This is a genomic window from Streptomyces sp. NPDC028331 (genome assembly GCF_055565775.1).
This window is the reverse complement of the sequence record NZ_JBVHTR010000009.1, coordinates 242978-266498: the sequence shown is the minus strand read 5'-3', so window position 1 is coordinate 266498 and position 23521 is coordinate 242978. Positions and strand designations below refer to the sequence as shown.

Sequence of the window (23521 nt, the reverse complement as noted above, 5' to 3'; positions counted from 1 at the left end):
CACGTCCGCGGTGCCGGATGCCCGGTGCCGGGTGCCGGGGCTCACGCGCGGATGCGCAGTCCCCGCGGGGTCGCTATGAAGCCCGCTCCTTCCAGGAGGACGCCGAACGGCGACGACAGGGCCGAGGCTCCGTTGACCCGTTCCACCGTGACGGTGCCGAGGGAACCCGCCCGGGCCGCCTCCCCGAGGACCTCGGCGGCCATGCGCAGGCGCTCGTCCTGCGCCGGCCCGGCGTCCGGGTCCGAGGGCCAGGCCAGCACGGTCTTGCCGCCCCGCTCCACATAGAGCGTCAGCTCACCGTCGACCAGGACCACCAGCGAACCCGCCTTGCGCCCCGGCTTGTGCCCCGCGCCCGTGGGCGGCTCCGGCCAGGGCAGCGCCGCGCCGTATGCGTTCGCGGGATCGGCGGCGGCCAGGACCACGGCCCGTGCCGGTCCGGAGCTGCGGACGCGGTTCGGCGGAAGGTCCCCTCGTCCACGCTGCCCGTAGGGGGAGCCGGAGGCGGGGGCACCGGAGGAGAACCCGGGCCCGGAGCGGGGGCCTCCGAAGCCCGGGGCGGACAGCGGGTCCAGTGCGGCCGGGCCCGGGTCGAAGGCGCCGGCGAAGCCGGTGTCGAACGGATCTTCGGGGCCGTCGGTGCGGCGACCTCCGTCGGAGGCGAACGGGTCTGTGTGAGCTGCGGAAAAACCGTTCCCCGCGCCGGGCCCGGCTCCCGCGCCCGGCAGCGGTTCGCCCCGCTCGCGGGCGCCCGCCACCGCGCGCAGCCGGTCCACCGCGCCGTCCATCGCGAACTGCGCCGCCCCCAGCCCTTCCACGACATAGCCGCGCCGTGCCTGACCGCTGTCCTCGAAGGCGGACAGGACCCGGTACACGGCCGAGAAGCCGCCCTCCACCCCTTCCGCGGCCACCGCGCCCCGGGTCACCACGCCGTGCCGGTCGAGCAGCGTCCGGGCCAGGGCGTGGGCGCGGACGGTGGGGTCGGTCTCGTGTGCGGGAAGCAGGGACCAGCGGCCCGCGACGGTCGGCGGACCCGTACGGGACTGGGGCCGGGCGGCCGCCGTCAGTGAGCCGTAGCGCCCGCGCGGCACGGCGCGCTTGGCGCGGTGGGCCGTGGCGCCGGCGGTGCGGCCCGAGCCGAGCAGGGACCGCATCGGTGCCAGCGTGTCGTTCGTCAGCCGCCCCGACCACGCCAGGTCCCAGATCGCATCGGCCAGTTGGGGCTCGGTGACGTCCGGGTGGGTGGTGGCCCGGACCTGGTCGGCGATCTGGCGGAAGAACAGTCCGTAGCCCCCTGAGAGGGCGTCCAGGACCGACTGGTGCAGAGCGGTCAGCTCCAGGGGGTGCGGGGCGGGCAGCAACAGGGGCGCCGCGTCCGCCAGGTACAGGGAGATCCAGCCGTCCTTGCCGGGCAGCGCGCCCGCGCCCGCCCACACCACCTCGCCGGCGGCCGTGAGTTCGTCCAGCATCGCGGGGGTGTAGTTCGCGACGCGGGACGGCAGGACGAGCTTCTCCAGCGCGGACGCGGGCACGGAAGCGCCCTGCAACTGCTCGATGGCGCGCACCAGTCCGTCCACGCCCCGCAGGCCGTGCCCGCTGCCGACGTGCTGCCACTGCGGCAGGAACTGCGCCAGGGCGGGTGCCGGAACCGGCTCCAGCTCGTGTCGCAGCGCCGCCAGCGAACGGCGCCGCAACCTGCGCAGCACCGCCGCGTCGCACCACTCCTGGCCGATGCCCGCCGGATGGAACTCGCCCTGGACGATCCGCCCGGACGCCGCCAGCCGTTGCAGGGCCCCCTCGGTGACGGCGACCCCCAGCCCGAACCGCGCGGCCGCCGTCGCCGAGGTGAAGGGACCATGGGTGCGCGCGTACCGGGCGAGGAGGTCCCCGAGCGGGTCCTTGACCGGCTCGGTGAACGCCTCCGGGACGCCCACGGGCAGCGCCGTGCCGAGCGCGTCGCGGAGCCGGCCCGCGTCCTCGACCGCCGCCCAGTGGTCGGCGCCCGCGATCCGGACCTTGATCGCGCGGCGGGCCGCGGCCAGCTCACGGGCCCACTGCGGATCGGCACCCCGCGCCACCAGGTCGGCGTCCGTGAGCGGACCCAGCACCCGCAGCACGTCCGCGACCCCCTCGACATCCTTGACGCGCCGGTCCTCGGTGAGCCACTGCAGCTCCCGCTCCAGCTCCGTCAGGACCTCCGCGTCGAGCAGCTCCCGCAGCTCCGCCTGACCCAGCAGCTCCGCCAGCAGCCGGGAGTCCAGCGACAGCGCCGCGGCGCGCCGCTCGGCGAGCGGTGAGTCGCCCTCGTAGAGGAACTGGGCGACGTACCCGAACAGCAGCGAGCGGGCGAACGGCGACGGCTCCGGGGTGGTCACCTCGACGAGCCGCACTCTGCGGGACTCCAGATCGCCCATCAGCTCGACGAGTCCCGGGACGTCGAAGACGTCCTGCAGGCATTCGCGGACCGCCTCCAGGACGATCGGGAACGAACCGAACTCGCTCGCCACCTGCAGCAGTTGGGCGGCGCGCTGGCGCTGCTGCCACAGCGGCGTACGCCGGCCCGGATTGCGGCGCGGCAGCAGCAACGCGCGGGCCGCGCACTCGCGGAACCTGGACGCGAACAGCGCCGAGCCGCCGACCTGGTCGGTGACGATCTGGTCGACCTCGCCCTTGTCGAAGACGACGTCCGCCGCGCCGACGGGCGCCTGCTCCGCGTCGTACTCCGAACCGGCCTTCACCGGCTCCTGGTCCAGCAGGTCCAGGCCCATCAGGTCGGCGTCCGGCAGGCGCAGCACGATGCCGTCGTCGGCGTGCATGACCTGGGCGTCCATGCCGTACCGCTCGGACAGGCGGGCGCCCAGCGCGAGTGCCCACGGGGCGTGCACCTGGGCGCCGAAGGGGGAGTGCACCACGACCCGCCAGTCGCCCAGCTCGTCGCGGAAGCGCTCCACCACGATCGTGCGGTCGTCCGGGACGTGCCCGCAGGCCTCGCGCTGTTCGGCCAGGTACGACAGCACGTTGTCCGCGGCCCAGGCGTCCAGCCCCGCCGCCAGCAGCCTCAGACGGGCGTCGTCCTCGGGCATCGAGCCGACCTCGCGCAGGAACGCGCCCACCGCACGGCCCAGTTCCAGGGGACGGCCCAGTTGGTCGCCCTTCCAGAACGGCAGCCTGCCGGGGACGCCGGGCGCGGGGGAGACCAGGACGCGGTCACGGGTGATGTCCTCGATCCGCCAGGAGCTCGTGCCCAGGGTGAACACGTCCCCGACCCGGGACTCGTACACCATCTCCTCGTCCAGCTCGCCGACCCGGCCGCCGCCCTTCTTCGGGTCGGCACCGGCGAGGAACACCCCGAACAGTCCGCGGTCCGGGATCGTCCCCCCGGAGGTGACGGCGAGCCGCTGGGCGCCCGGGCGGCCGGTGATCGTGCCCGCGACCCGGTCCCACACCAGGCGCGGCCGCAGCTCAGCGAAGGCGTCGGAAGGGTAGCGGCCCGCCAGCATGTCCAGCACCGCCGTGAACGCCGACTCGGGCAGCGAGGCGAACGGGGCGGCCCTGCGGACCACGGCGAGGAGGTCGTCGAACTGCCACGGGTCGAGCGCCGTCATCGCGACGAGCTGCTGCGCCAGCACGTCCAGCGGGTTCGCCGGAACCTTCAGCGACTCGATCGCACCCGTGCGCATCCGCTCGGTGACCACGGCCGCCTGCACCAGGTCGCCGCGGTACTTGGGGAAGACCACGCCGGTGGACACCGCGCCGACCTGGTGTCCCGCCCGGCCCACCCGCTGCAGCCCGGACGCCACCGACGGCGGCGACTCGACCTGGACGACGAGGTCCACCGCGCCCATGTCGATGCCCAGCTCGAGGCTGGAGGTGGCGACCACCGCGGGCAGCCGGCCCGCCTTCAGGTCCTCCTCGACGAGGGCGCGCTGCTCCTTCGAGACCGACCCGTGGTGGGCGCGCGCGAGGACCGGGGGCGCCCCCTGAGCGGCGCCGGAACCCCCCATCAGCTGGGCCGGCGCGTGGTGCTCCCCCAGCGTCTCGCCCGTCGCCCTCTCGTAGGCGATCTCGTTGAGCCGGTTGCACAGCCGCTCCGCGAGGCGGCGGGAGTTGGCGAACACGATCGTGGAGCGGTGCGCCTGGACCAGGTCGGCGATCCGCTCCTCGACATGCGGCCAGATGGACGGACGCTCCGCGCCCTCGGTGCCGTCGGAGACCGGGGAGCCCCCCAGCTCGCCGAGGTCCTCGACCGGCACGACGACCGAGAGGTCGAACTCCTTGCCCGACTCGGGCTGGACGATCTCCACCTTGCGGCGCGGGGAGAGGAAGCGGGCCACCTCGTCCACCGGGCGCACGGTGGCGGACAGACCGATGCGGCGCGCGGGCTTCGGCAGCAGCTCGTCGAGCCGCTCCAGGGACAGCGCCAGGTGCGCGCCCCGCTTGGTGCCCGCGACCGCGTGCACCTCGTCCAGGATGACCGTCTCCACGCCCGTCAGCGCGTCGCGCGTGGACGATGTCAGCATCAGGAACAGCGACTCCGGAGTGGTGATCAGGATGTCCGGCGGGCGTGTGGCCAGGGCGCGGCGCTCGGCGGCCGGGGTGTCGCCGGAGCGGATGCCCACCTTCACCTCCGGCTCGGGCAGGCCGAGCCGGACCGACTCATGGCGGATGCCGGTGAGCGGGCTGCGCAGATTCCGCTCCACATCGACCGCGAGCGCCTTCAGCGGGGACACGTACAACACCCGGCAGCGCTTCCTGGGGTCGGCGGGCGGCGGGGTGGACGCCAGCTTGTCCAGCGCGGCGAGGAACGCGGCGAGTGTCTTGCCGGAACCGGTCGGGGCCACCACGAGCACGTCCGAGCCCGCGGCGATGGCACGCCACGCCCCGGCCTGGGCCGCGGTGGGCGCGGAGAACGCCCCCGTGAACCAGGCGCGGGTCGCGGGTGAGAAGCCGTCGAGGGCTCGGTGTGCGGAGCTGACCATGCGTCCATCCTGCACCCGCCCACTGACAATGCCCCTGACCTGCGGAGACGTCCGGCGAGGCGCTCCGCCCGCGCCCGGCGGGCGGGCCGGACCGGTGGCGTGGGAGGGGGACGGCACGTACAGGCAGCACTCCCGGACGGGTTCGTGCAGTGCTCCCGGACGGGTTCGGGCAGCGCTCCCGGACGGGGGTTCCAGACGCGCTCCGGGAAAGCTTCGGGCGCTCCGGGGCGGGATCCCGGCCAGGCGCGGGCAGCGTTCACGGTCGGCCTTCCAGCCGGGTCCGGGCAGCGCTCCCGGTCGCGCAGGCCGGCGCGCCCCCTTCCTGCTCGTCATGGCCGAGGCCGTCGTGGTGACGGCGGGACGCGGGCGGCGACTGGCTGAGCAGTCCACCGGCCCCTGGCCGGCACGGCACGCGCGCGTGAGGGACGCCCCCCGTCAGCCGATGGGCCGCCCGTACGCCCGGAGGGTGAGCAGCGCGTCGATGGTCACCCTGGGGCGGGCCTCCAGGGCGGTGCCCGGAGCCCACCGGCGCCACCGGACCGGCCAGCCGCCGTCCTCCCGCTGCTCGGCCGCGAGGAAGTCCAGGGCGCGCGCCACCTCCTCGTCGGTGAACCACGCGCGTGCGAGGGAGTCCGGGGTGGGCGCGAAGTCGTACGGGAAGTGGTGCTCACCCGGCGCGTACCCGGAGGCGACCGGATACGCGTCGAGGCGGTCCGGGTCCAGGACTACCAGCCGCTGCTCGCGCACCAGACGGCCCAAACGGTCGGCGGCGGCCTCGGCACGCGGGCGGTCGGGCGCCGAGTCCAGGAACGCCACGGCCGCCTCGACCTCGTAGGGATGGGACTTGTCCAGGGACTCGACCGCCTGCCAGCAGAAGTCGGTGGCCCGGAACATCCACGCGTGCCACACCTCGTTGCGGTGCAGCAGACCCACCACCGGGCCCGTGGCGAGCAGATCGCCCGGCGGGTTGTCGGTGATGGGCACGAAGGGCGCGGCCGGATAGCCGCGCTGCACGGGGTGTACAGCCGGAAGGGCACCGTCCGGTGTCGACACGGCGGTCAGATAGCGGCACACGCGCTCCACCCGCTGCCCGCCGCAACGGCCGATCGAGTCCAGCACTCGCAGGGCGTGAGCGGTGTGCAGGGGCTGGCTGACCGGACCGCGCAGATCGGGTTCGAGGGCGTGACCGTACCCCTCGTCCTCGTTGCGGTAGGCGGCCAGTGCGGTCTCCACGGGATCGGCGCCGCCGCCGAGGAAGTGGTACGCGAAACGCCGCTGCTCCAGCACGCGCGCGGTGAGCCACACGAAGTGCTCGGCGCGGGAGAGCGCGGAGCGCGCCGAGGGCGCGGGAAGGAGTGGGGATGCTCCGGATTCGGCCATGGATCAGACCGTAGGACGGAAAGCGTTCTCCGCAAGCCGTCCCGGCCCGGGCCCACTCTCAGGGGCGGGATACTGGTGTCATGCGGTTGACGGTCTTCTGGCAGCGGATGGCGGATCACTTCGGTGAGGCCTACGCCGACACCTTCGCGCGCGACCACGTGATGTCGGAGCTCGGCGGGCGCACCGTGCACCAGGCGCTGGAGTCCGGCTGGGAGGCCAAGGACGTGTGGCGGGCCGTGTGCACGGCCATGGACGTGCCGCAGGAGAAGCACTGAAGGAGCGCGGAGATCCACAGGGGTCCCCGGATGTCGTCGGAGTGGGCGAGACTTGCTCCGTGGCCCCGACAGACGAGACCGCGCAGGTCCCCGCACAGGCATCACCGCTCGGCACGACACCGCCCCCGCCGCCCCCGTCGGACGGCGGCGCCGCGCCGGGCGCCCGCATGCCGCGCTGGCTGCCGCGCGCCATGGTGCTCGCCCTGGCGCTCATCGCCGTGTTCCAACTGGGCAGCTGGGCGTTCCACCAGCTCACCGGTCTGCTGATCAACATTCTGATCGCGTTCTTCCTGGCGCTCGCCATCGAGCCCGCGGTGAGCTGGATGGCCGCCCACGGCATGCGCCGGGGACTGGCCACCTTCCTCGTCTTCCTCGGTCTGGCGATCGCCGTGGCCGGGTTCGTCACGCTGCTCGGCTCCATGCTCGCCGGCCAGATCATCAAGATGGTCGAGGGCTTCCCGGACTACCTCGACTCGGTGATCAACTGGACCAACACCACATTCCACACCCATCTCAGGCGCGTGGACGTGCAGGACAGCCTGGTCCACTCCGACTGGCTCAGAAAGTACGTCCAGAACAGCGCCACCGGCGTCCTGGACGTCTCCGCCCAGGTCCTCGGCGGCCTGTTCCAGCTCCTGACGATCGGCCTGTTCTCCTTCTACTTCGCCGCCGACGGGCCCAGGCTGCGGCGAGCGCTGTGCTCGGTGCTGCCGCCCGCCCGGCAGGCCGAGGTGCTGCGCGCCTGGGAGATCGCCGTCGACAAGACGGGCGGCTACCTCTACTCGCGCGGCCTGATGGCGCTGATCTCGGGCGTCGCGCACTACGTCCTGCTGCAGGCGCTGGGCATCCCGTACGCGCCCGTGCTCGCCGTCTGGGTCGGACTCGTCTCGCAGTTCATCCCCACCATCGGCACGTACCTCGCCGGTGCCCTGCCGATGCTGATCGCCTTCACCGTGGACCCCTGGTACGCGCTGTGGGTGCTGATCTTCGTCGTGGTCTACCAGCAGTTCGAGAACTACATGCTGCAGCCCAAGCTGACCGCGCGGTCCGTGGACATCCACCCCGCGGTCGCCTTCGGGTCCGTCATCGCCGGCACCGCCCTCCTCGGCGCGGTCGGGGCGCTGATCTCCATCCCCGCGGTCGCCACGCTGCAGGCCTTCCTGGGGGCGTACGTGAAGCGGTACGACGTCACCGACGACCCCCGCGTCCACGGGCACCGCACACGCGGCCCGGGCACTCTCACCGCGCGCGTACGGCGGCTGTTCGCGCGCTGAGGCCTGCTCACCAGGCGAGGGCCGCCCAGACACCCGCGCCGAGCACGGCGGCCGCGTAGCCGCCGACCGCCGCGTACATCACCCGCTGCCTGGTCGTGTCGCTCCAGAGTGTGCGCGACAGCAGCCAGGCCAGTACGGGCAGCACCAGCACGGCGTGCAGGCCGACACCGTGCAGCGGCTTGAGCGGTGCCGTGGAGTGGTACGCCGCCTGCTGGTGCCCGGCACGGGACAGCACGGTCCCGCGCGCGATCATCGCGGCGCCCGAGAGCAGCGCCACGATGAGGATCGCGAACCCGGAGCGGAGCGCCGTCGCCATGCCGAGGGGGCCGCCCGGGCGGTGCCGGAACGCGGCGCCGGCGAACGTGCAGAGCACGACGACGAGGACGGCGCCGCCCAGTGCGAGCGTCATCGCCACCGCGGTGTCGAAGGGCGTCTCCGTGTTGAGGTGCGAGGGCACGTGCCGCCACGCCTGCAGGGTGATCCCGGCGACCTCCACGACGCAGTCGGCGGCGAACACCGCGAGCAGCAGCCCACGGAGCCGCGCCCCGACGTGCAGGTAGGACGTCACCCAGGTGACCGTGATCAGCGTCAGCCCGAAGGAGACCCCGAACGTGAAGGGCTTGCGCCAGGAGACGGGACCGTCCCAGGGGCCGCCGTCGACGAGGAAGACCACCAGGTGCACCAGGCCGGAAAGGACCAGGAGGGCACCGGTCGCATGGCCCAGACGCTCCACGGGGCCCCTGCCGGTTCCGCGCTCCCGAGCGATGCTCTCGTTTTCCATGGGCCCAAGGCTCCCGGCGGCGGCCCCGGTCCGTCGTCCTCCCGCCGAAGGCACCCGCCGTACCCCGCGGGGAGTAACCGCCCGCCGTACCCGCGGGGACCGACCGGCGCCGCGCCGCCGTCGGTGCGCGACCGTACGCTCGGAGTGTCCGGGCCCGCTTGACACAAAAATCGAACATCCATTCTGATGGAGGCTCCGGCGGGCTCACGGTGGGCATTTCGACACGGTTTTGACGGAGAAGTACCCGAGTTATCCACAGCCGGACAGGCGTCGGGGCGCATTGTCAGTGGCAGGCGTTAGCGTCTTTGACGTGAAGCGATCGACTCAAGCAAACCGGGTGGAACCCATGGCAGGTACCGACCGCGAGAAGGCACTCGACGCCGCCCTCGCACAGATTGAACGGCAATTCGGCAAGGGCGCGGTCATGCGCATGGGCGAGCGGTCCAAGGAGCCCATCGAGGTCATCCCGACCGGGTCGACCGCGCTCGACGTGGCCCTCGGTGTCGGCGGCCTGCCGCGCGGCCGCGTCGTCGAGATCTACGGTCCCGAGTCGTCGGGTAAGACGACCCTGACCCTGCACGCGGTGGCGAACGCGCAGAAGGCCGGCGGCCAGGTCGCCTTCGTGGACGCGGAGCACGCCCTCGACCCCGAGTACGCGCGCAAGCTCGGCGTCGACATCGACAACCTGATCCTCTCCCAGCCGGACAACGGCGAGCAGGCCCTGGAGATCGTGGACATGCTGGTCCGCTCCGGCGCCCTCGACCTCATCGTCATCGACTCCGTCGCGGCGCTCGTCCCGCGCGCGGAGATCGAGGGCGAGATGGGCGACAGCCACGTCGGTCTGCAGGCCCGCCTGATGAGCCAGGCCCTGCGGAAGATCACCAGCGCGCTCAACCAGTCCAAGACCACCGCCATCTTCATCAACCAGCTCCGCGAGAAGATCGGCGTGATGTTCGGCTCCCCGGAGACCACGACCGGTGGCCGGGCGCTGAAGTTCTACGCCTCGGTGCGTATCGACATCCGCCGCATCGAGACCCTGAAGGACGGCACGGAGGCGGTCGGCAACCGCACCCGCTGCAAGGTCGTCAAGAACAAGGTCGCCCCGCCCTTCAAGCAGGCCGAGTTCGACATCCTCTACGGCCAGGGCATCAGCCGCGAGGGCGGCCTGATCGACATGGGCGTGGAGCACGGCTTCGTCCGCAAGGCCGGCGCCTGGTACACGTACGAGGGCGACCAGCTCGGCCAGGGCAAGGAGAACGCGCGCAACTTCCTGAAGGACAACCCCGACCTGGCCAACGAGATCGAGAAGAAGATCAAGGAGAAGCTGGGCGTCGGCGTCCGGCCGCAGGAGCCCACCGCCGAGCCGGGCACGGACGCGACGAGTGCGACTGCCGCCGCCCCCGCGGCCGACGACACCGCCAAGGCGGTGCCCGCGGCGGCGGCCAAGGCCGCCAAGGCCAAGGCCCCGGCGGCCAAGAGCTAGCCCATGACACGACGAACCGACTGGGCCGAGTACGCCCACCCCGCCGCCCCGCAGCGGCCGGGCGGCGGGCGCGACACGGGGTTCGTCGGGAGCGGTCACGCGGCGCACGAGGACATGCGCGGCGACGTGGAACCGCACGGCGAGGACGCCGCAGGCGGCGAGGGCCGTGTGCGCGGTGGACGCGGGCGAGGGCGGCGGCGCGGTGCCGGGGGACCGGCCGACGCCCCACAGGACGGAGGCTCTTCCTTCTCGTCGAGGGCCGGGACGGGGGAGCACCCGGGGGACCCGGTCGAGCAGGCGCGGGCGATCTGCCTGCGCCTGCTCACCGGAACTCCACGCACGCGCAAACAGCTCGCGGACGCCCTGCGCAAGCGGGAGATCCCCGAAGACGCGGCCGACGAGGTGCTGTCGCGCTTCGAGGAGGTCGGCCTGATCGACGACGGCGCCTTCGCGGACGCCTGGGTGGAATCCCGGCACCACGGCCGGGGTCTGGCCCGCCGGGCGCTCGCCCAGGAACTGCGGACGAAGGGCGTGGACTCCGCGCTGATCGACGCGGCGGTGGGGCAGCTGGACGCCGATCAGGAGGAGGCGACCGCGCGCGAGCTCGTCGCCCGCAAACTGCGCGCCACCCGCGGCCTCGACCGCGACAAGCGCCTGCGCCGCCTCGCGGGCATGCTCGCCCGCAAGGGCTACTCCGAGGGGCTGGCCCTACGTGTGGTCCGCCAGGCCCTGGCGGAGGAGGGGGAGGACACGGAGGGCCTGGGGGACGAGGGGTTGTGAAGACGGGGGAGGGGGAGGGAGGGGAGGGGGGAGGGGCCCTCCCCTCCTGACACGGAGCCCAGCGTCCCCGCCCAGACCAGCCCCCCGCAGCTCAGCCCGACCCCCGCGGAGCCCAGCGTCCCCGCCCAGACCAGCCCCCCGCAGCTCAGCCCGACCCCCGCAACACAGCCCGACCACCCACAGCAATCGCCCCTACGACGCCACCGGCAGCCCCGCCGCTCTCCAGGCCTGGAAGCCGCCCACCAGGTCGGTGGCGCGGTGCAGGCCGAGTTGGCGGAGGGACGCGGCGGCCAGGCTGGAGGCGTAGCCCTCGTTGCAGATGACCACGACGCGCAGGTCGTGGCTGGTGGCCTCGGGGAGGCGGTGGCTGCCCTGCGGGTCCAGTCGCCACTCCAGTTCGTTCCGTTCGACGACCAGCGCGCCGGGGATGAGTCCGTCGCGGTCCCGCAGGGCCGCGTAGCGGATGTCCACGAGCAGGGCCTCGCCGGCTCGTGCGGCCTCGTGGGCCTCCGCCGGCTCGACCCGGTCCAGGCCCTCGCGGACCTGCTCCAGCAACTCGTCGATGCCCACGGGGCCTTCGGGTGCGGAACTCAACTCCAGTCCTCCGGACGTTCGACCTGCTCGAGACGGAGCACCTGCCCGGTGCGACTGTAGCGGCGGATCTGCGGCAGGGGCGGGTAGTAGGCGTGCACCGAGACGGCATGTCGCTCGGTCGACTCGTTGAGCACCTCGTGCACATGGTGCCGGCCGAAGGAGCGGCCCCTCCCGGCAGGCAGTCGCCGCTCCCGGTCGACTCCGTCGGTGAGTTCCAGGGTCTTCCAGCCGTCGGAGGGCAGCCGGACCGCGAGGGAGTACTCGTGCAGTTCACCCGATGCGGTGATGAAGGCGCCGATCGAGTCGGCGTGGTCGTGCCAGCCGGTGCCCGTGCCGGGCGGCCAGCCGATCAGCCAGGCCTCGCTGCCACCGGGTCCCTCGAGCCGTACCCAGGTACGGCCCTCGGGGTCCAGCGGGAGTGAGGCGATCAGTTCGGCGTCGGCGGCGGTACGGCGCACGAAGTCGAGGAGTTCGGCCTGGGTGGGAGCCTGGGCCCGGGTGGGGACGGCGGGCAGGGGTGCAGAAGGGGAGAGAGACAAGGCGGACCGTCCTGGGATTCGCGTGGTGGCGCGCGGCGGCAGGGGCAGCGCGGTGAGGGAAGCGAGATCAACAGGACGGGCGACACACGCAGCCCGCATAGCGGACGAGGTCCATATGGACCCTCCGCCACAGGAGCGCATACGTGTCGGTCACGATCCGGAGTACACCATGACGGTGGAGGCCGGTCAACTCACGGTCACCATGTGGACCTCATGGTGACCGTGAGTTCTGAGGCGGCGGGTGGGCGGCGGGGGTGGAGTCCGCAGCGTCTCAGCGTGCGCTCGCCGCCGCCTGCGCCTTCGCCGGGCCGCCGAGTGCGGTCTCGGCCGCCGCGTACAGGTCCGCCGGGCGCACCCCGCCGAGTGCCGTGACGAGATGGCCGTCCGGCCGGATCAGCAGCACGGTGTGGGCGGCGGCGCCCGGGTAGCTCTCGGCGACCAGCAGTTCCGCGGGGTGCGGGAGGGCGGTCACGGCCGCCGCCAGCCGGGGCATGATCCCGGCCGACACCCAGTGCTTGCGCTCCCACACGCCGGTGCCCGGGGCGACCAGCACCACCAGCAGCGATCCGCGTCCGAGCCGGTCCCGCAGCCGTACGAAGGAGCCGTCCTCCGCCGTCACCCGCACATCCGCGACCTGGGCCCCGGGTTCGGTGCCCACCACCGCCGCGGACTCGCTGGGCGCGGCCGCCAGCGGCGAGGCGGCGTACGTCCCCGGCGTGCCGAGCGCGCCCCTCCCCAGGTGGCCGTCCGCGAGCAGCGCCTCATGGCCGCGGGCGGACCCGGGAACGTAGGACCGCAGACCTCCGCCGCCGCGCAGCAGCGGCAGCGCCTGGTCGGCGGCGCGCAGCCGGGCCGCCACCACGGCGCGGCGCTCCGCCTGGTAGCTGTCGAGCAGCGTCTCGCGCGGCCCGTGGTGCCAGACCAGCGCCAGCTTCCAGGCGAGGTTGTCGACGTCCCGCAGGCTCTCGTCGAGGCCCTGCGTGCCGAGCGCGCCGAGCAGGTGCGCGGCGTCCCCGGCGAGGAAGACCCGGCCGGATCGCCAGCGGCGGGCCAGCCGGTGGTGGACGGTGTGGACGCCGGTGTCCAGCAGGTCGTAGGCGGGGGTGGTGCCCCCGTTCCAGCCGGCGAGGGTCTCCCGGATGCGGGTCACCAGCAGTTCGGGCGTGACCAGGTCCTTGCCCGGCGGCAGCAGCCAGTCCAGCCGCCACACTCCGTCGGGCAGGGGCCGTGCCGTGACCTCGCCCCCCGAGGGGCCCGACGTCCGCCACGGCGGCATCCGGTGCAGCAACGCTTCGCCGGGCCACGGAAGTTCGGTGCGCAGCGCGGCGACGGCGTGCCGTTCCACCGCGGTACGGCCGGGGAAGCGGATGTCGAGAAGCTTGCGCACCGTGGAGCGCGGTCCGTCGCAGCCGACCAGGTAGCTGCCGCGCCACCAGGTGCTTTGCGGGCCGCGCGTGTGCGCCGTGACACCGGCGGGCTCCTGTTCCAGGGCGTCGAGGCGGCTTTCCACGGCGACCTTGATCAGCGGCTGTCCGGTGACGGCGGTGCGCAGGGCTCCGGTCAGCACATGCTGGGCGATGTGCAGCGGGGCCGGTCCTCCGGGTTCCTCGACGGCGCCCTTGCGGCCTTCGGCGGTCCGCTCGGCACCGGGCCCGTATCCGCCGCCGGGCTCCTCCTGCCGCGCGCCGTCCGTCTCGAAGGCGACCTTCCGGGTGACCTGCTTGCGCCGCATCGACCGCCAGCCGGTGAACCGCAGCCCGGCTCCGGTGAGCGGAACCCCGGCGAGTCGTTCCACCAGGGCGGCCGTGTCGTCGCGCAGCACGACGGTGCGCGCGGCCCGTGGTTCGTCCTTGCCCGGGCCTTCGTCGAGGACGACGGACGGCACCTCCTGCCGGGCCAGGGCCAGCGCGAGCGAGAGCCCGACGGGCCCCGCCCCCACGATGATCACCGGGTCCACGGCGTGGTGCCCTCCGCCCTGCGCGGTGTGTCGGGGAACGTTCGGGAACAGGCAGGTGGAGCCGGGTGCACGATCACCTGACGTATGCAACCCATTGCCGCAGCGCCCGTCAAGCGACGAGGGCAGTGGCGTGACGCCACTGCCCTGCCTGCTCAAAGGGACTGGTGGGACGTCAGGCGGCCGCCCCCGTGGATTCGGCCGCACCGACCGCCGCCGGAGGCAGTACCGCACCGGTCGACTTCTTGCCCCGCCGCAGCCGCTTCTCGAGCCAACTCGCGAACGTCGTCAGCGAGAAGTTGATGGCGATGTAGATGACGGCCACGATCGTGAAGCTGGCGATGGTGTTGGCGCCGTAGTAGGAGCTCATCGGCGAGACCGAGGCGAGCAGTTCGGGGAAGGTGAGGACCGCGCCGCCCAGCGCCGTGTCCTTCACGATGACCACCAGTTGGCTGACGATCGCCGGCAGCATCGCGGTGACCGCCTGCGGCAGCAGGATGAACCGCATCACCTGGTTCTTGCGCAGACCGATCGCCAGGGCGGCCTCGGACTGGCCCTTCGGCAGGGCCAGGATGCCCGCGCGGACGATCTCCGCGAGGACGGAGGCGTTGTAGAGGACGAGGCCGGTGATCACCGAGTACATCGGGCGATCATCCGAACTGACGTTGGTGTACTGCGAGAAGAGGGCCTGGCCGAAGATCATCAGGACGAGGACCGGGATGGCGCGGAAGAACTCCACCACGATCGCGACCGGGACCCGTATCCAGGCGTGGTCCGAGAGCCGGGCGATGCCCAGGACCGCGCCCAGCGGCAGCGAGAGGAGCATCGCCAGGGCGGCGGCCTTCAGCGTGTTCTGCACCCCAGGCCAGATGTAGGTCGTCCAGGCCTCCGTGCCGCCGAAGAACGGCTTCCACTTCTCCCAGTCGAGCTGGCCCTTGTCGTCGAGGCTGGTGAACACCCACCACCCGAGCGCGGCCAGGGCGATCAGGAACACCACCGTGTAGACGACGTTGCGCCGTTTGGCCCTGGGGCCCTGGGCGTCGTAGAGGACGGACGTCATCGCTTCACCGCCACCTTCTTGCCCACCCAGCCGAGGATCAGGCCGGTCGGCAGCGTCAGACACACGAACCCGAAGGCGATCACCGCGGAGATCAGCAGGAGCTGGGCCTCGTTCTCGAGCATCTCCTTCATCAGCACGGCCGCCTCGGCGACGCCGATCGCGGCCGCCACCGTGGTGTTCTTCGTCAGCGCGATCAGGACGTTCGTCAGCGGGCCGACGACCGAGCGGAACGCCTGCGGCAGCACGACGAGCGTGAGCACCTGGGTGAAGTTCAGCCCGAGCGCACGGGCCGCCTCCGCCTGACCGACGGGCACGGTGTTGATGCCGGACCGCAGCGCCTCGCACACGAACGCCGCCGTGTAGAGGATCAGACCCAGCACGGCGAGCCGGAAGTTGATGACCTTGAAGTCGGTGGCGCCGAGGCCGACGCCCAGGGTCTGGTTGAGCCCGAGCGAGGTGAACAGGATGATCACGGTCAGCGGGATGTTCCGCACGATGTTCACGTAGGCGGCCCCGAAACCGCGCATCAGCGGCACCGGACCGACCCGCATGGCGGCCAGCACGGTGCCCCAGATCAGGGAGCCGATCGCGGACAGGACGGCGAGCTGCACCGTCGTCCAGAACGCTCCCAGCACGTCGTAGTGATCAAGAAAGTCGAACATGAGGTCCCGCGCTTCCGCGTGTCGGACAGGCCCGGGTGCGCCGCTCCCCCGTGGGCGGCGCACCCGGTGGCCCTGCTTACTTGACGATGTTGCCGATCTTCGGCGCGGGCTCGTTCTTGTAGTTCGCGGGGCCGAAGTTCTTCTCCACGGCCTTCTTCCACGAACCGTCCGAGACCATCTTCTCCAGGGCGGCGTTGATCTTCGCCTTCAGGGCGCTGCCCTTCTTGACGCCGATGCCGTAGTTCTCGTTGGTCATCTTGAAGCCGCCGAGCTTGAACTTGCCCTTGAAGGCGGCCTGCGAGGCGTAGCCGGCGAGGATCGAGTCGTCGGTGGTCAGCGCGTCGACGGCACCGTTCTGCAGACCCGTCAGGCAGGCCGAGTACGTCGGGTACTGCAGCAGGTTGGCCTTCGGGGCGAGCCTGTCATGGACGTTCTGCGCCGAGGTCGAGCCCGTCACCGAACACAGCTTCTTGGAGTTCAGATCCGCGGGCGACTTGATGGAGTTGTCGTCGGCGCGGATCAGCACGTCCTGGTGGGCGAGCAGGTACGGGCCGGCGAAGTCGACCTTCGCCTCGCGCTTCGGGGTGATCGAGTACGTGGCGGCGATGAAGTCGACGTCACCCCGCTGCAGCATGGTCTCGCGGTCGGCGCTCTTCGACTCCTTCCACTCGATCTGGTCGGCGTTGTAGCCGAGCTGCTTGGCGACGTACGTGGCGACGTCCACGTCGAAGCCGGAGTAGCCCTGCGGCGTCTTCTGGCCGAGGCCGGGCTGGTCGAACTTGATGCCGATCTTGATCGTCTTGCCGCCGCCGGAGGACGAGCCGCCGTCGCTCTTCTTGTCCGATCCGCAGGCGGTGGCGGCGGTGGCGAGGGCGAGGACGACGGCCGTGGCCGCGGTGACCTTGCGGAGCTTCATGGTGAACATCCTTTGCGTGGTGAAGAGATGCGGACCCGAGGCCGGCGCCCGCGAGGCGGGTCACCGGCGGCGGTGTCGCGGCCGTGCGGGGTGCGGCGGTGGTGACGCGGGGTGTCGGCGGTGTCGGGCTCGGGGCGAGCGGACGGATGACGCCCGGTGCGGGGCGTCAGTGGTGCAGGATCTTCGACAGGAAGTCCTTCGCGCGGTCGCTGCGCGGGTTGCTGAAGAACTGGTCCGGCGTGGCCTCCTCGACGATGCGGCCGTCCGCCATGAAGACCACCCGGTTGGCGGCCGAGCGGGCGAAGCCCATCTCATGGGTGACCACCACCATGGTCATGCCGTCCCGGGCGAGCTGCTGCATGACCTCCAGGACCTCGTTGATCATCTCGGGGTCCAGGGCCGAGGTCGGCTCGTCGAAGAGGATGACCTTGGGGTCCATCGCCAGCGCGCGGGCGATCGCCACTCGCTGCTGCTGGCCGCCGGAGAGCTGTGCGGGGTACTTGTCCGCCTGGGTGCCGACGCCCACCCGGTCGAGCAGCGCGCGCGCCTTGTCCTCGGCCTGCTGCTTGTCGGTCCTGCGGACCTTGATCTGGCCCAGCATCACGTTCTCGAGCACCGTCTTGTGCGCGAAGAGGTTGAAGGACTGGAAGACCATGCCGACGTCGGCGCGCAGCCGGGCCAGCTCCTTGCCCTCCTGGGGCAGCGGCTTGCCGTCGATGAGGATGTCGCCCGAGTCGATGGTCTCCAGGCGGTTGATGGTGCGGCAGAGGGTGGATTTCCCGGACCCGGAGGGGCCGATGACGACGACGACCTCACCACGCGCGATGGTCAGGTCGATGTCCTGGAGCACGTGCAACGCGCCGAAGTGCTTGTTGACGCTCCTCAGGACGACCAGTTCGTCGGTCGCGGCCACCGAGTCCTTGGCCACCGATACTTCGGTCATGTGCTGACTGGCTCCGTCCTCGCTCGGTTTCGGAGGACAGTAGTGACGCGCACGACCAGCGTCATTACATCTGAGGGAGATCTGAGCATCACAAACCGGTAGCGGTCGGACACGAGCCGTAGCGGAGCCCGGGCGACCGCGTACCGGCTGGATAACGGAAGCCGCCCGCAACCCGAAGCCCCTTGACGGCGTCCTCGTTCATCGGCGTGACTTCGTTGGTGCACGCGCGTGTGCCCACGCGTTCGGGTGGGTGACGTCTTCGCGGTGCAGCGCAGGGCAACGCCTTGCGTGCGCCGGGAGTGCACACAGACCGTAGGACCGAGAAACCGGAGGGGGCCGGCATGAGACTGCTTCTCGTCGAGGACGACAACCACGTCGCGGCCGCCCTGTCCGCGGTCCTGGCCCGGCACGGCTTCGAGGTCACGCACGCCCGCAGCGGCGAGGAGGCCCTGCAGGCCCTGGTCCCCGAGGGCGCCGGCTTCGGCGTCGTCCTGCTCGACCTGGGCCTGCCCGACCAGGACGGCTACGAGGTCTGCGCCAAGATCCGCAAGCGCACCGGCACCCCCGTGATCATGGTCACCGCGCGTTCGGACGTACGGTCCCGGATCCACGGCCTGAACCTCGGCGCCGACGACTACGTGGTCAAGCCGTACGACACCGGGGAACTGCTCGCGCGCATCCACGCCGTCAGCCGGCGCACGCCGCACCTGGACGACACCGGCGCCACCGAGACCGCGCTGCGCCTCGGCCCCGTGCACATCGAGTTCCCGACCCGCCGCGTCAGCGTGGACGGTTCGGTCGTCCAGCTCACCCGCAAGGAGTTCGACCTGCTCGCCCTGCTGGCCCAGCGCCCGGGTGTGGTGTTCCGCCGCGAGCAGATCATCAGCGAGGTGTGGCAGACGAGCTGGGAGGGGACCGGGCGCACCCTGGAGGTGCACGTCGCCTCCCTGCGCTCCAAGCTGCGCATGCCCGCGCTGATCGAGACCGTGCGCGGCGTCGGGTACCGGCTCGTCGCCCCGGCCGCCTAGCGGGCAAGGGTGCGCGCACGTCTCCTTCCGCTGCTGATCGTCCTGATGGCGGCCGTGCTGCTGGCGCTCGGTGTGCCGCTCGCGGTGAGTCTCGCGGCCGCACAGCAGCAGCGGGTCGTCGTCGACCGCATCGACGACACCGCGCGCTTCGCCGCGCTCGCCCAGTTCGTCACCGACCGGCCTACCGGCTCCCGGACCGGGGCCACGGACGAGCGCGGCGAGACCCTGGCCGACGAACTGCGCATGTACTACAGCGTGTACGGCATCCGGGCCGGCGTCTTCTACCGCGACGACACCCCCATGGCCAACGCGCCCGGGGACTGGTTCCTGCCGCAGAAGGGTGAGGGCCGCGACGCCTTCAACGAGGCGCTGCTCGGGCGGCGCAGCCACGATCCCGAGCAGGTCTGGCCCTGGCAGCGCAGCCGGCTCGTGGTGGCCTCGCCGGTCATCCGTGACGGTGACGTCGTCGCCGTGGTCGTCACCGACTCGCCCACCGGGCAGATGCGGTCGAGGATCCTGCACGGCTGGCTGTTCATCGGCGCCGGCGAGGTCGCGGCGATGCTCCTCGCCGTCGGTGCGGCGCTCCGGCTGACCGGATGGGTGCTCAGGCCGGTGCGGGTGCTGGACGCGACGACCCACGACATAGCGACCGGGCGCCTGAAGTCCAGGGTCGCGGCGGCGGGCGGGCCTCCGGAACTGCGGCGTCTGGCACGGTCGTTCAACGAGATGGCGGACAACGTGGAGGAGGTCCTCGAGCAGCAGCGCGCCTTCGTCGCGGACGCCTCCCACCAGTTGCGCAATCCGCTGGCCGCGCTGCTGCTGCGCATCGAACTGCTCGCGCTGGAACTGCCGGAGGGAAACGAGGAGATCGCGTCGGTGCGCACCGAGGGCAAGCGCCTCGCACAGGTCCTGGACGATCTGCTCGACCTGGCGCTCGCCGAGCACGCCGAGGCGGACCTGCGGCTCACCGACGTCGGCGCGCTGACCGCCGAACGGGTGGCGGCCTGGGTGCCGACCGCCGAGGCCAAGGGTGTACGGCTGGCCGGCACCTGCCCGGCCACCACGGCCTGGGCGGACCCCGTGACCCTGTCCAGCGCACTGGACGCCGTCATCGACAACGCGGTGAAGTTCACGCCCGCCGGCGAGAGCGTTCAGGTGGAGGTCGCGGCCACCGGGGACACCGCCACGGTGGTGGTCGCCGACGCCGGGCCCGGGCTCAGCGACGAGGAACTCTCCCGCGTCGGCGACCGGTTCTGGCGCAGCGCCGCCCACCAGAACATCAAGGGCTCGGGCCTCGGCCTGTCGATCACCCGCACGCTGCTGGCGGCGGGCGGCGGCTCCATCTCGTACGAGCACCACGAGCCGCACGGCCTGAAGGTGACGTTGTCGCTGCCGCGGACGGCGACGGGGGCCGGGCGCACCGGCGTGTGAGGGGCCTCCCGGCCGGGGCCGGGGCCGCCGTCAGCCGGCCCGGCGTGTGACGGCGCGGCGTGTGACGGCCCGGCGTGTGACGGTGAGGCGTGTGGCGGCGAGGCCGTTCAGGCCGATCCGGGGGTGTGGAGGCGGAGCGCCCGGAGCGGTCACCCACCACCCGGCGGACGGGGACTACGGTTTCACCGACCGGTAGTACCGCCGCGCACCCTCGTGCAGTTGCAGCGGATCCGTGTAGATCGCCGTGCGCAGATCCACCAACTGCGCGGCGTGCACCTGCGCGCCGATCCCGTCGCGGCTGTCGATGACCACGCGGGTGAGCTTCTCGGTCAGCTCCGCGTTCATGTCCTGACGCGTGACCAGGAGGTTGGCGACGGCCACGGTCTGCACGGAGACGCCGTGCTGCGCCTGCGGATAGGCGTCGGCGGGCATCACCGCGGCCCGGTAGTAGCGCGAGGCGCCGCCCTGCGCGTGCAGCTTCGCCACCAGGTCGCCGCCGATCGGCACCAGGCGGACCGGGAAGTGATGCGACAGCTCCGTGATCGCGCCGGTGGGCAGGCCGCCCGACCAGAAGAACGCGTCGATCCGGTGCTCTCGCAACAGGCCCGGCATCGTCGCGATGCCGTCGGACAGCGGCGTGATGTCCTTCCCGGGGTCCAGCCCGGCCGCCCTCAGCACATGCTCCGCGATCAGCCGCACCCCGGACCCGCCCGGCCCGACGGCGACCACGCGGCCCTTCAGGTCCGCCACCGACCGCACGGTGGACGAGCGCGGCACCACCAGGTGCACATAGTCGTCGTACAGCCGGGCGCAGCCGCGCAGCAGGCCGGCCCCGGGCCCGTTCTGAAGCCGGTACGTCTCCACCGCGTCGGCCGCCGCGATCGTGAAGTCCACTTTCCCGCCGGCCACCCGGCGCACGTTCTCCTGCGACCCGTCGCTGTTCATCAGCCGCACGTCCAGCCGCGGCATGTCCCGGGCGATCGTCTGCCGCAGCAGCGTGCCGTACTTCTCGTAGACGCCGCTGGGGGTGCCCGTGCTGAAGGTGACCGTGCCGCTCGGGGACCCCTCGCCGAGCGGCAGCAGCCACCACAGCAGCAGCCCGAGGACCGCGCACGCGGCCGCCGAGCCCAGCAGCGCGCGGCGTCTGCCGATGCGGGGGAGAGCCTGGAGCATGCGCGCGATCTTGCCAGGCCCGGCGCCCGTCTGACCAGGCCCGGAGGCGGGGGAGGGCGGGAGGCGTCGAACGGGTAGGGTCGGCGGATGCGTCCTTCGCCCGCCTCCCTCGTCCGTGAGTTCCACACCGCCTTCGGTCTCGACGTGCGTTCCGTGCCCACGGAGGTCTCCCCGGAGCTGGCCGCGCACCGCGGAGAACTGCTCGCCGAGGAGGCCGCGGAGGTCGCCGAGGTGTCCGTCAGCGGCCCGCTGGACCGGCTGGCGCACGAGCTGGCCGACCTCGTGTACGTGGCGTACGGGACGGCGCTGGTGCACGGCATCGACCTGGACGCCGTCATCGCCGAGATCCACCGCGCCAACATGACGAAGGTCGGCCCGGACGGCACGGTGTCCCGCCGGGCCGACGGCAAGGTCCTCAAGGGCGACCACTACCGCGCCCCGGACGTCTCGGCGGTCCTGCGCCGACAGGGGTGGACGCCGGAGGGGCACTAAGGACGGCATCGCACGGGTGTCCGGCTCGGCGACCCGTGGCCCGGTGCCGCCTAGACTGACCCCCTGCGAGAACGAGATGAGCCAGGTGTGAACAGGAGGGCCACGGTGGCGGCAGTCGGCGGTGGTTTCGAGGATCCGTCCGCCGAGGTGCTGTCCCAGGCGGCCGCCGCGTTCGGGCTGTTGGCCTCGCCCGCGCGGCTGCACATCGTGTGGGCGCTCGCGCAGGGCGAGAGCGACGTCACCGGGCTCGCCGAGCGGGTCGGCGGCGCGCTGCCCGCCGTGAGCCAGCACCTGACGAAGCTCAAGCTGGCCGGACTCGTCGGCTCCCGTCGTGAGGGCCGCCGCCAGGTGTACTTCGTCGACGACGCGGACGTCGTGACCGTGGTGCGCCTGCTGGTCGGCCGGCTGGCCGACCGTGCCGCTCCCGCCGACGTCCCGGCACCCCGGATCCGTGGCCTCTGAGACCGCCGCCACGCCGGCAGCCCCGCCCGGCCCCGACCCCGGCGCCGGCGGCCCGACCTCCCTTCAGGAACTGCGCCGCCTGGAAAGCAGCGGCGCCCACGACCGTCCCGCGGCCCGGGCGCTCACCCGGCCCACCGTGCTGCGGCCCCGCGACTTCCTGCGCTTCATCACCGGCTTCGGGCTGCTCAACGCGGTCGCCGACCTCGCCACCTTCGGCGTTCTGGCGCTCGCGCTGTACGATCCTGACGCACTCGACGACGACGCGGTGTTCCACTCGGCGTGGTTCACGGAGAACCTGCTCACCCAGGCCCTGGTGATGCTGCTGCTGAGGTCCGGCCGACGCGCCGCCGAAGGGCGCGCGCCGGGCCCGGTCGGACGGGCCGCCGCCGTTCTCGCCGCCGTGGCGGTCCTGCTGCCGCTGTCCCCGCTCGGCTCCGCACTCGGCCTGACCGTGCTGCCGGTGGCGTACCACCTGCTGCTCGCCGCCGTCCTCGCCCTCTACGCGCTCGCCCTGTGGGCGGTCAGGGCGCGCTACGAACGACGATCCGGCGCGCAGTGGTGACCGGCCGGCCGGGTCCCGCCGGTTTCCGCACTCTTCGTCTTCCGTCCGGTTCCGCCGCCGACCCCGGGTTGTACAGTTGCGCGACGTAACAACCGACATGGCGTGGGCGAGCGGCGAGAGTCGCCCTCGGCCGAGGCGCGGAAGGGCGGGCGCGTCATGCTCCGCAACGGACTGGAACCCTGGCACCTGCTGATCGTCGCGATCGTCCTCATCGTGGTGTTCGGCTCCAAGAAGCTCCCGGACACCGCCCGGGCGCTCGGCAAGTCGATGCGCATCCTCAAGAGCGAGGCGAAGGCGATGAAGGACGAGAACGCGTCCGTGCCCGCCGCATCCGCCACCACCCCCGTCGAGCCGACGGCCGTGCGGACCTCCGCGGAGGCGGCCACGGAACGGCCGCCGGCCGCGGCCGGCTGAGACCGCACCCGTCAGGGGCTGGCGCTGTCGAAGCCGTAGGTCAGCGGCTCGCTGCCCACGCCGAGCCGACGCCGGTAGACGTACAGCGCCTCCACGCGTACGCCGTCCGCCGGGGACTCGACCCGGCAGGGGTAGGTCACCTGGAGCACCGAGGGCCGGCCCGCGACCTGCATGCGCAGGCCGTCGGCCGGCCCTCCGGCGAGCACCGCCGTCTCCCACTTCGTCGCGACGTGAAGATCCATGTCTGAACTTTAGAGTTGCGCAACCGCTGAAGTGTTGTGAGGTGCACCACTGGCCCGGCACCGGCGGCCGGAGCGCGCGGCAGGGCGGCAGCCGCGAGGG

Annotated in this window: 22 protein-coding genes and 1 pseudogene; 10 read left to right on the top strand and 13 right to left on the bottom strand. The window is 72.5% G+C overall.

Annotated elements, in window-relative coordinates:
* Nucleotides 1-41: 41 nt before the first annotated feature.
* Both ACZ4SW_RS16460 and ACZ4SW_RS16455 read right to left on the bottom strand, forming a co-directional pair.
* Nucleotides 42-4976 carry an ATP-dependent helicase gene (locus ACZ4SW_RS16460; protein WP_468243161.1) on the bottom strand — a complete coding sequence of 1645 codons (4935 nt, stop codon included), beginning with the start codon at nucleotides 4974-4976 and terminating at the stop codon, nucleotides 42-44.
* Between the two features lie 435 nt (nucleotides 4977-5411).
* Nucleotides 5412-6356 carry a hypothetical protein gene (locus ACZ4SW_RS16455; protein WP_468243159.1) on the bottom strand — a complete coding sequence of 315 codons (945 nt, stop codon included), beginning with the start codon at nucleotides 6354-6356 and terminating at the stop codon, nucleotides 5412-5414.
* A gap of 80 nt (nucleotides 6357-6436) precedes the next feature.
* Between ACZ4SW_RS16455 and ACZ4SW_RS16450 the strand changes: the two genes are divergently transcribed.
* Nucleotides 6437-6631: a DUF3046 domain-containing protein gene (locus tag ACZ4SW_RS16450; protein ID WP_468243156.1), complete on the top strand. Its 195-nt coding sequence runs from the start codon at nucleotides 6437-6439 to the stop codon at nucleotides 6629-6631.
* Nucleotides 6632-6690: 59 nt separating this feature from the next.
* Nucleotides 6691-7905 carry an AI-2E family transporter gene (locus ACZ4SW_RS16445; protein WP_468243153.1) on the top strand — a complete coding sequence of 405 codons (1215 nt, stop codon included), beginning with the start codon at nucleotides 6691-6693 and terminating at the stop codon, nucleotides 7903-7905.
* 7 nt (nucleotides 7906-7912) lie between these two features.
* Here the strand turns inward: ACZ4SW_RS16445 and ACZ4SW_RS16440 are convergent, their stop codons facing one another.
* A complete protein-coding gene (locus ACZ4SW_RS16440; RefSeq protein WP_468243151.1) occupies nucleotides 7913-8686 on the bottom strand; it encodes a hypothetical protein in 774 nt (257 codons plus the stop codon).
* A gap of 346 nt (nucleotides 8687-9032) precedes the next feature.
* On the opposite strand from ACZ4SW_RS16440, the gene recA reads away from it, so the two are divergent.
* Nucleotides 9033-10169 (top strand): recombinase RecA, encoded by a 1137-nt coding sequence (recA, locus tag ACZ4SW_RS16435; protein WP_468243149.1) that lies wholly within the window; start codon nucleotides 9033-9035, stop codon nucleotides 10167-10169.
* Between the two features lie 3 nt (nucleotides 10170-10172).
* The gene (gene recX, locus ACZ4SW_RS16430) at nucleotides 10173-10949 is read left to right on the top strand and encodes a recombination regulator RecX (protein WP_468243146.1); all 777 of its coding nucleotides are present in this window, start codon (nucleotides 10173-10175) and stop codon (nucleotides 10947-10949) included.
* 192 nt (nucleotides 10950-11141) lie between these two features.
* Here the strand turns inward: recX and ACZ4SW_RS16425 are convergent, their stop codons facing one another.
* From ACZ4SW_RS16425 to ACZ4SW_RS16390, 8 genes are all read right to left on the bottom strand, one after another.
* Entirely contained in the window at nucleotides 11142-11543 is a 402-nt protein-coding gene (locus ACZ4SW_RS16425; protein WP_468243144.1) for a rhodanese-like domain-containing protein, read from the bottom strand.
* Entirely contained in the window at nucleotides 11540-12082 is a 543-nt protein-coding gene (locus ACZ4SW_RS16420; RefSeq protein WP_468243141.1) for a cupin domain-containing protein, read from the bottom strand. Before ACZ4SW_RS16420 ends, ACZ4SW_RS16425 begins: the two co-directional genes overlap by 4 nt.
* Nucleotides 12083-12149: 67 nt before the next feature.
* Complete coding sequence (locus ACZ4SW_RS16415) at nucleotides 12150-12236, bottom strand: putative leader peptide (RefSeq protein WP_468243214.1); 87 nt, start codon at nucleotides 12234-12236, stop codon at nucleotides 12150-12152.
* Between the two features lie 117 nt (nucleotides 12237-12353).
* Nucleotides 12354-14039, bottom strand: coding sequence for an FAD-dependent monooxygenase (locus ACZ4SW_RS16410; protein ID WP_468243139.1), 1686 nt, complete (start codon nucleotides 14037-14039; stop codon nucleotides 12354-12356).
* Between the two features lie 172 nt (nucleotides 14040-14211).
* Complete coding sequence (locus tag ACZ4SW_RS16405; RefSeq protein ID WP_468243137.1) at nucleotides 14212-15096, bottom strand: amino acid ABC transporter permease; 885 nt, start codon at nucleotides 15094-15096, stop codon at nucleotides 14212-14214.
* Nucleotides 15093-15758 carry an amino acid ABC transporter permease gene (locus tag ACZ4SW_RS16400; protein ID WP_468243134.1) on the bottom strand — a complete coding sequence of 222 codons (666 nt, stop codon included), beginning with the start codon at nucleotides 15756-15758 and terminating at the stop codon, nucleotides 15093-15095. Before ACZ4SW_RS16400 ends, ACZ4SW_RS16405 begins: the two co-directional genes overlap by 4 nt.
* A 76-nt stretch (nucleotides 15759-15834) precedes the next feature.
* The gene (locus ACZ4SW_RS16395; RefSeq protein WP_468243132.1) at nucleotides 15835-16674 is read right to left on the bottom strand and encodes a glutamate ABC transporter substrate-binding protein; all 840 of its coding nucleotides are present in this window, start codon (nucleotides 16672-16674) and stop codon (nucleotides 15835-15837) included.
* A 166-nt stretch (nucleotides 16675-16840) separates the two neighbouring features.
* Nucleotides 16841-17617: an amino acid ABC transporter ATP-binding protein gene (locus tag ACZ4SW_RS16390; protein WP_468243130.1), complete on the bottom strand. Its 777-nt coding sequence runs from the start codon at nucleotides 17615-17617 to the stop codon at nucleotides 16841-16843.
* Between the two features lie 341 nt (nucleotides 17618-17958).
* Between ACZ4SW_RS16390 and ACZ4SW_RS16385 the strand changes: the two genes are divergently transcribed.
* Together ACZ4SW_RS16385 and ACZ4SW_RS16380 are read left to right on the top strand one after the other, a co-directional pair.
* The gene (locus tag ACZ4SW_RS16385) at nucleotides 17959-18645 is read left to right on the top strand and encodes a response regulator transcription factor (protein ID WP_103843240.1); all 687 of its coding nucleotides are present in this window, start codon (nucleotides 17959-17961) and stop codon (nucleotides 18643-18645) included.
* A gap of 9 nt (nucleotides 18646-18654) precedes the next feature.
* Nucleotides 18655-20076, top strand: a complete 1422-nt coding sequence (locus tag ACZ4SW_RS16380) for a sensor histidine kinase (RefSeq protein WP_468243127.1) — start codon at nucleotides 18655-18657, stop codon at nucleotides 20074-20076.
* Nucleotides 20077-20250: 174 nt separating this feature from the next.
* Here the strand turns inward: ACZ4SW_RS16380 and ACZ4SW_RS16375 are convergent, their stop codons facing one another.
* Complete coding sequence (locus ACZ4SW_RS16375; protein ID WP_468243125.1) at nucleotides 20251-21249, bottom strand: TAXI family TRAP transporter solute-binding subunit; 999 nt, start codon at nucleotides 21247-21249, stop codon at nucleotides 20251-20253.
* 87 nt (nucleotides 21250-21336) lie between these two features.
* Between ACZ4SW_RS16375 and ACZ4SW_RS16370 the strand changes: the two genes are divergently transcribed.
* From ACZ4SW_RS16370 to tatA, 4 genes and pseudogenes are all read left to right on the top strand, one after another.
* Entirely contained in the window at nucleotides 21337-21741 is a 405-nt protein-coding gene (locus ACZ4SW_RS16370) for a pyrophosphohydrolase domain-containing protein (protein ID WP_468243123.1), read from the top strand.
* A 105-nt stretch (nucleotides 21742-21846) separates the two neighbouring features.
* Nucleotides 21847-22203 carry an ArsR/SmtB family transcription factor gene (locus ACZ4SW_RS16365; RefSeq protein WP_468243120.1) on the top strand — a complete coding sequence of 119 codons (357 nt, stop codon included), beginning with the start codon at nucleotides 21847-21849 and terminating at the stop codon, nucleotides 22201-22203.
* Between the two features lie 94 nt (nucleotides 22204-22297).
* Nucleotides 22298-22765, top strand: a pseudogene (locus ACZ4SW_RS16360) (cation transporting ATPase C-terminal domain-containing protein); the annotation flags it as partial.
* Between the two features lie 156 nt (nucleotides 22766-22921).
* On the top strand, nucleotides 22922-23179 hold the full coding sequence (gene tatA / locus ACZ4SW_RS16355) for a Sec-independent protein translocase subunit TatA (RefSeq protein WP_468243118.1): 258 nt from the start codon (nucleotides 22922-22924) through the stop codon (nucleotides 23177-23179).
* Nucleotides 23180-23190: 11 nt separating this feature from the next.
* On the opposite strand, the gene ACZ4SW_RS16350 is transcribed toward tatA, so the two are convergent.
* Nucleotides 23191-23421 (bottom strand): hypothetical protein, encoded by a 231-nt coding sequence (locus ACZ4SW_RS16350; RefSeq protein WP_468243116.1) that lies wholly within the window; start codon nucleotides 23419-23421, stop codon nucleotides 23191-23193.
* Nucleotides 23422-23521 lie beyond the last annotated feature (100 nt).

Bases quoted from the DNA above. Each gene is read 5' to 3' on its own strand.
- ACZ4SW_RS16460 (WP_468243161.1), bottom strand. From the start codon at position 4,976: ATGGTCAGCTCCGCACACCGAGCCCTCGACGGCTTCTCACCCGCGACC.
- ACZ4SW_RS16455 (WP_468243159.1), bottom strand. From the start codon at position 6,356: ATGGCCGAATCCGGAGCATCCCCACTCCTTCCCGCGCCCTCGGCGCGC.
- ACZ4SW_RS16450 (WP_468243156.1), top strand. From the start codon at position 6,437: ATGCGGTTGACGGTCTTCTGGCAGCGGATGGCGGATCACTTCGGTGAG.
- ACZ4SW_RS16440 (WP_468243151.1), bottom strand. From the start codon at position 8,686: ATGGAAAACGAGAGCATCGCTCGGGAGCGCGGAACCGGCAGGGGCCCC.
- recA (WP_468243149.1), top strand. From the start codon at position 9,033: ATGGCAGGTACCGACCGCGAGAAGGCACTCGACGCCGCCCTCGCACAG.
- recX (WP_468243146.1), top strand. From the start codon at position 10,173: ATGACACGACGAACCGACTGGGCCGAGTACGCCCACCCCGCCGCCCCG.
- ACZ4SW_RS16405 (WP_468243137.1), bottom strand. From the start codon at position 15,096: ATGACGTCCGTCCTCTACGACGCCCAGGGCCCCAGGGCCAAACGGCGC.
- ACZ4SW_RS16400 (WP_468243134.1), bottom strand. From the start codon at position 15,758: ATGTTCGACTTTCTTGATCACTACGACGTGCTGGGAGCGTTCTGGACG.
- ACZ4SW_RS16395 (WP_468243132.1), bottom strand. From the start codon at position 16,674: ATGAAGCTCCGCAAGGTCACCGCGGCCACGGCCGTCGTCCTCGCCCTC.
- ACZ4SW_RS16390 (WP_468243130.1), bottom strand. From the start codon at position 17,617: ATGACCGAAGTATCGGTGGCCAAGGACTCGGTGGCCGCGACCGACGAA.
- ACZ4SW_RS16385 (WP_103843240.1), top strand. From the start codon at position 17,959: ATGAGACTGCTTCTCGTCGAGGACGACAACCACGTCGCGGCCGCCCTG.
- ACZ4SW_RS16375 (WP_468243125.1), bottom strand. From the start codon at position 21,249: ATGCTCCAGGCTCTCCCCCGCATCGGCAGACGCCGCGCGCTGCTGGGC.
- ACZ4SW_RS16370 (WP_468243123.1), top strand. From the start codon at position 21,337: ATGCGTCCTTCGCCCGCCTCCCTCGTCCGTGAGTTCCACACCGCCTTC.
- tatA (WP_468243118.1), top strand. From the start codon at position 22,922: ATGCTCCGCAACGGACTGGAACCCTGGCACCTGCTGATCGTCGCGATC.
- ACZ4SW_RS16350 (WP_468243116.1), bottom strand. From the start codon at position 23,421: ATGGATCTTCACGTCGCGACGAAGTGGGAGACGGCGGTGCTCGCCGGA.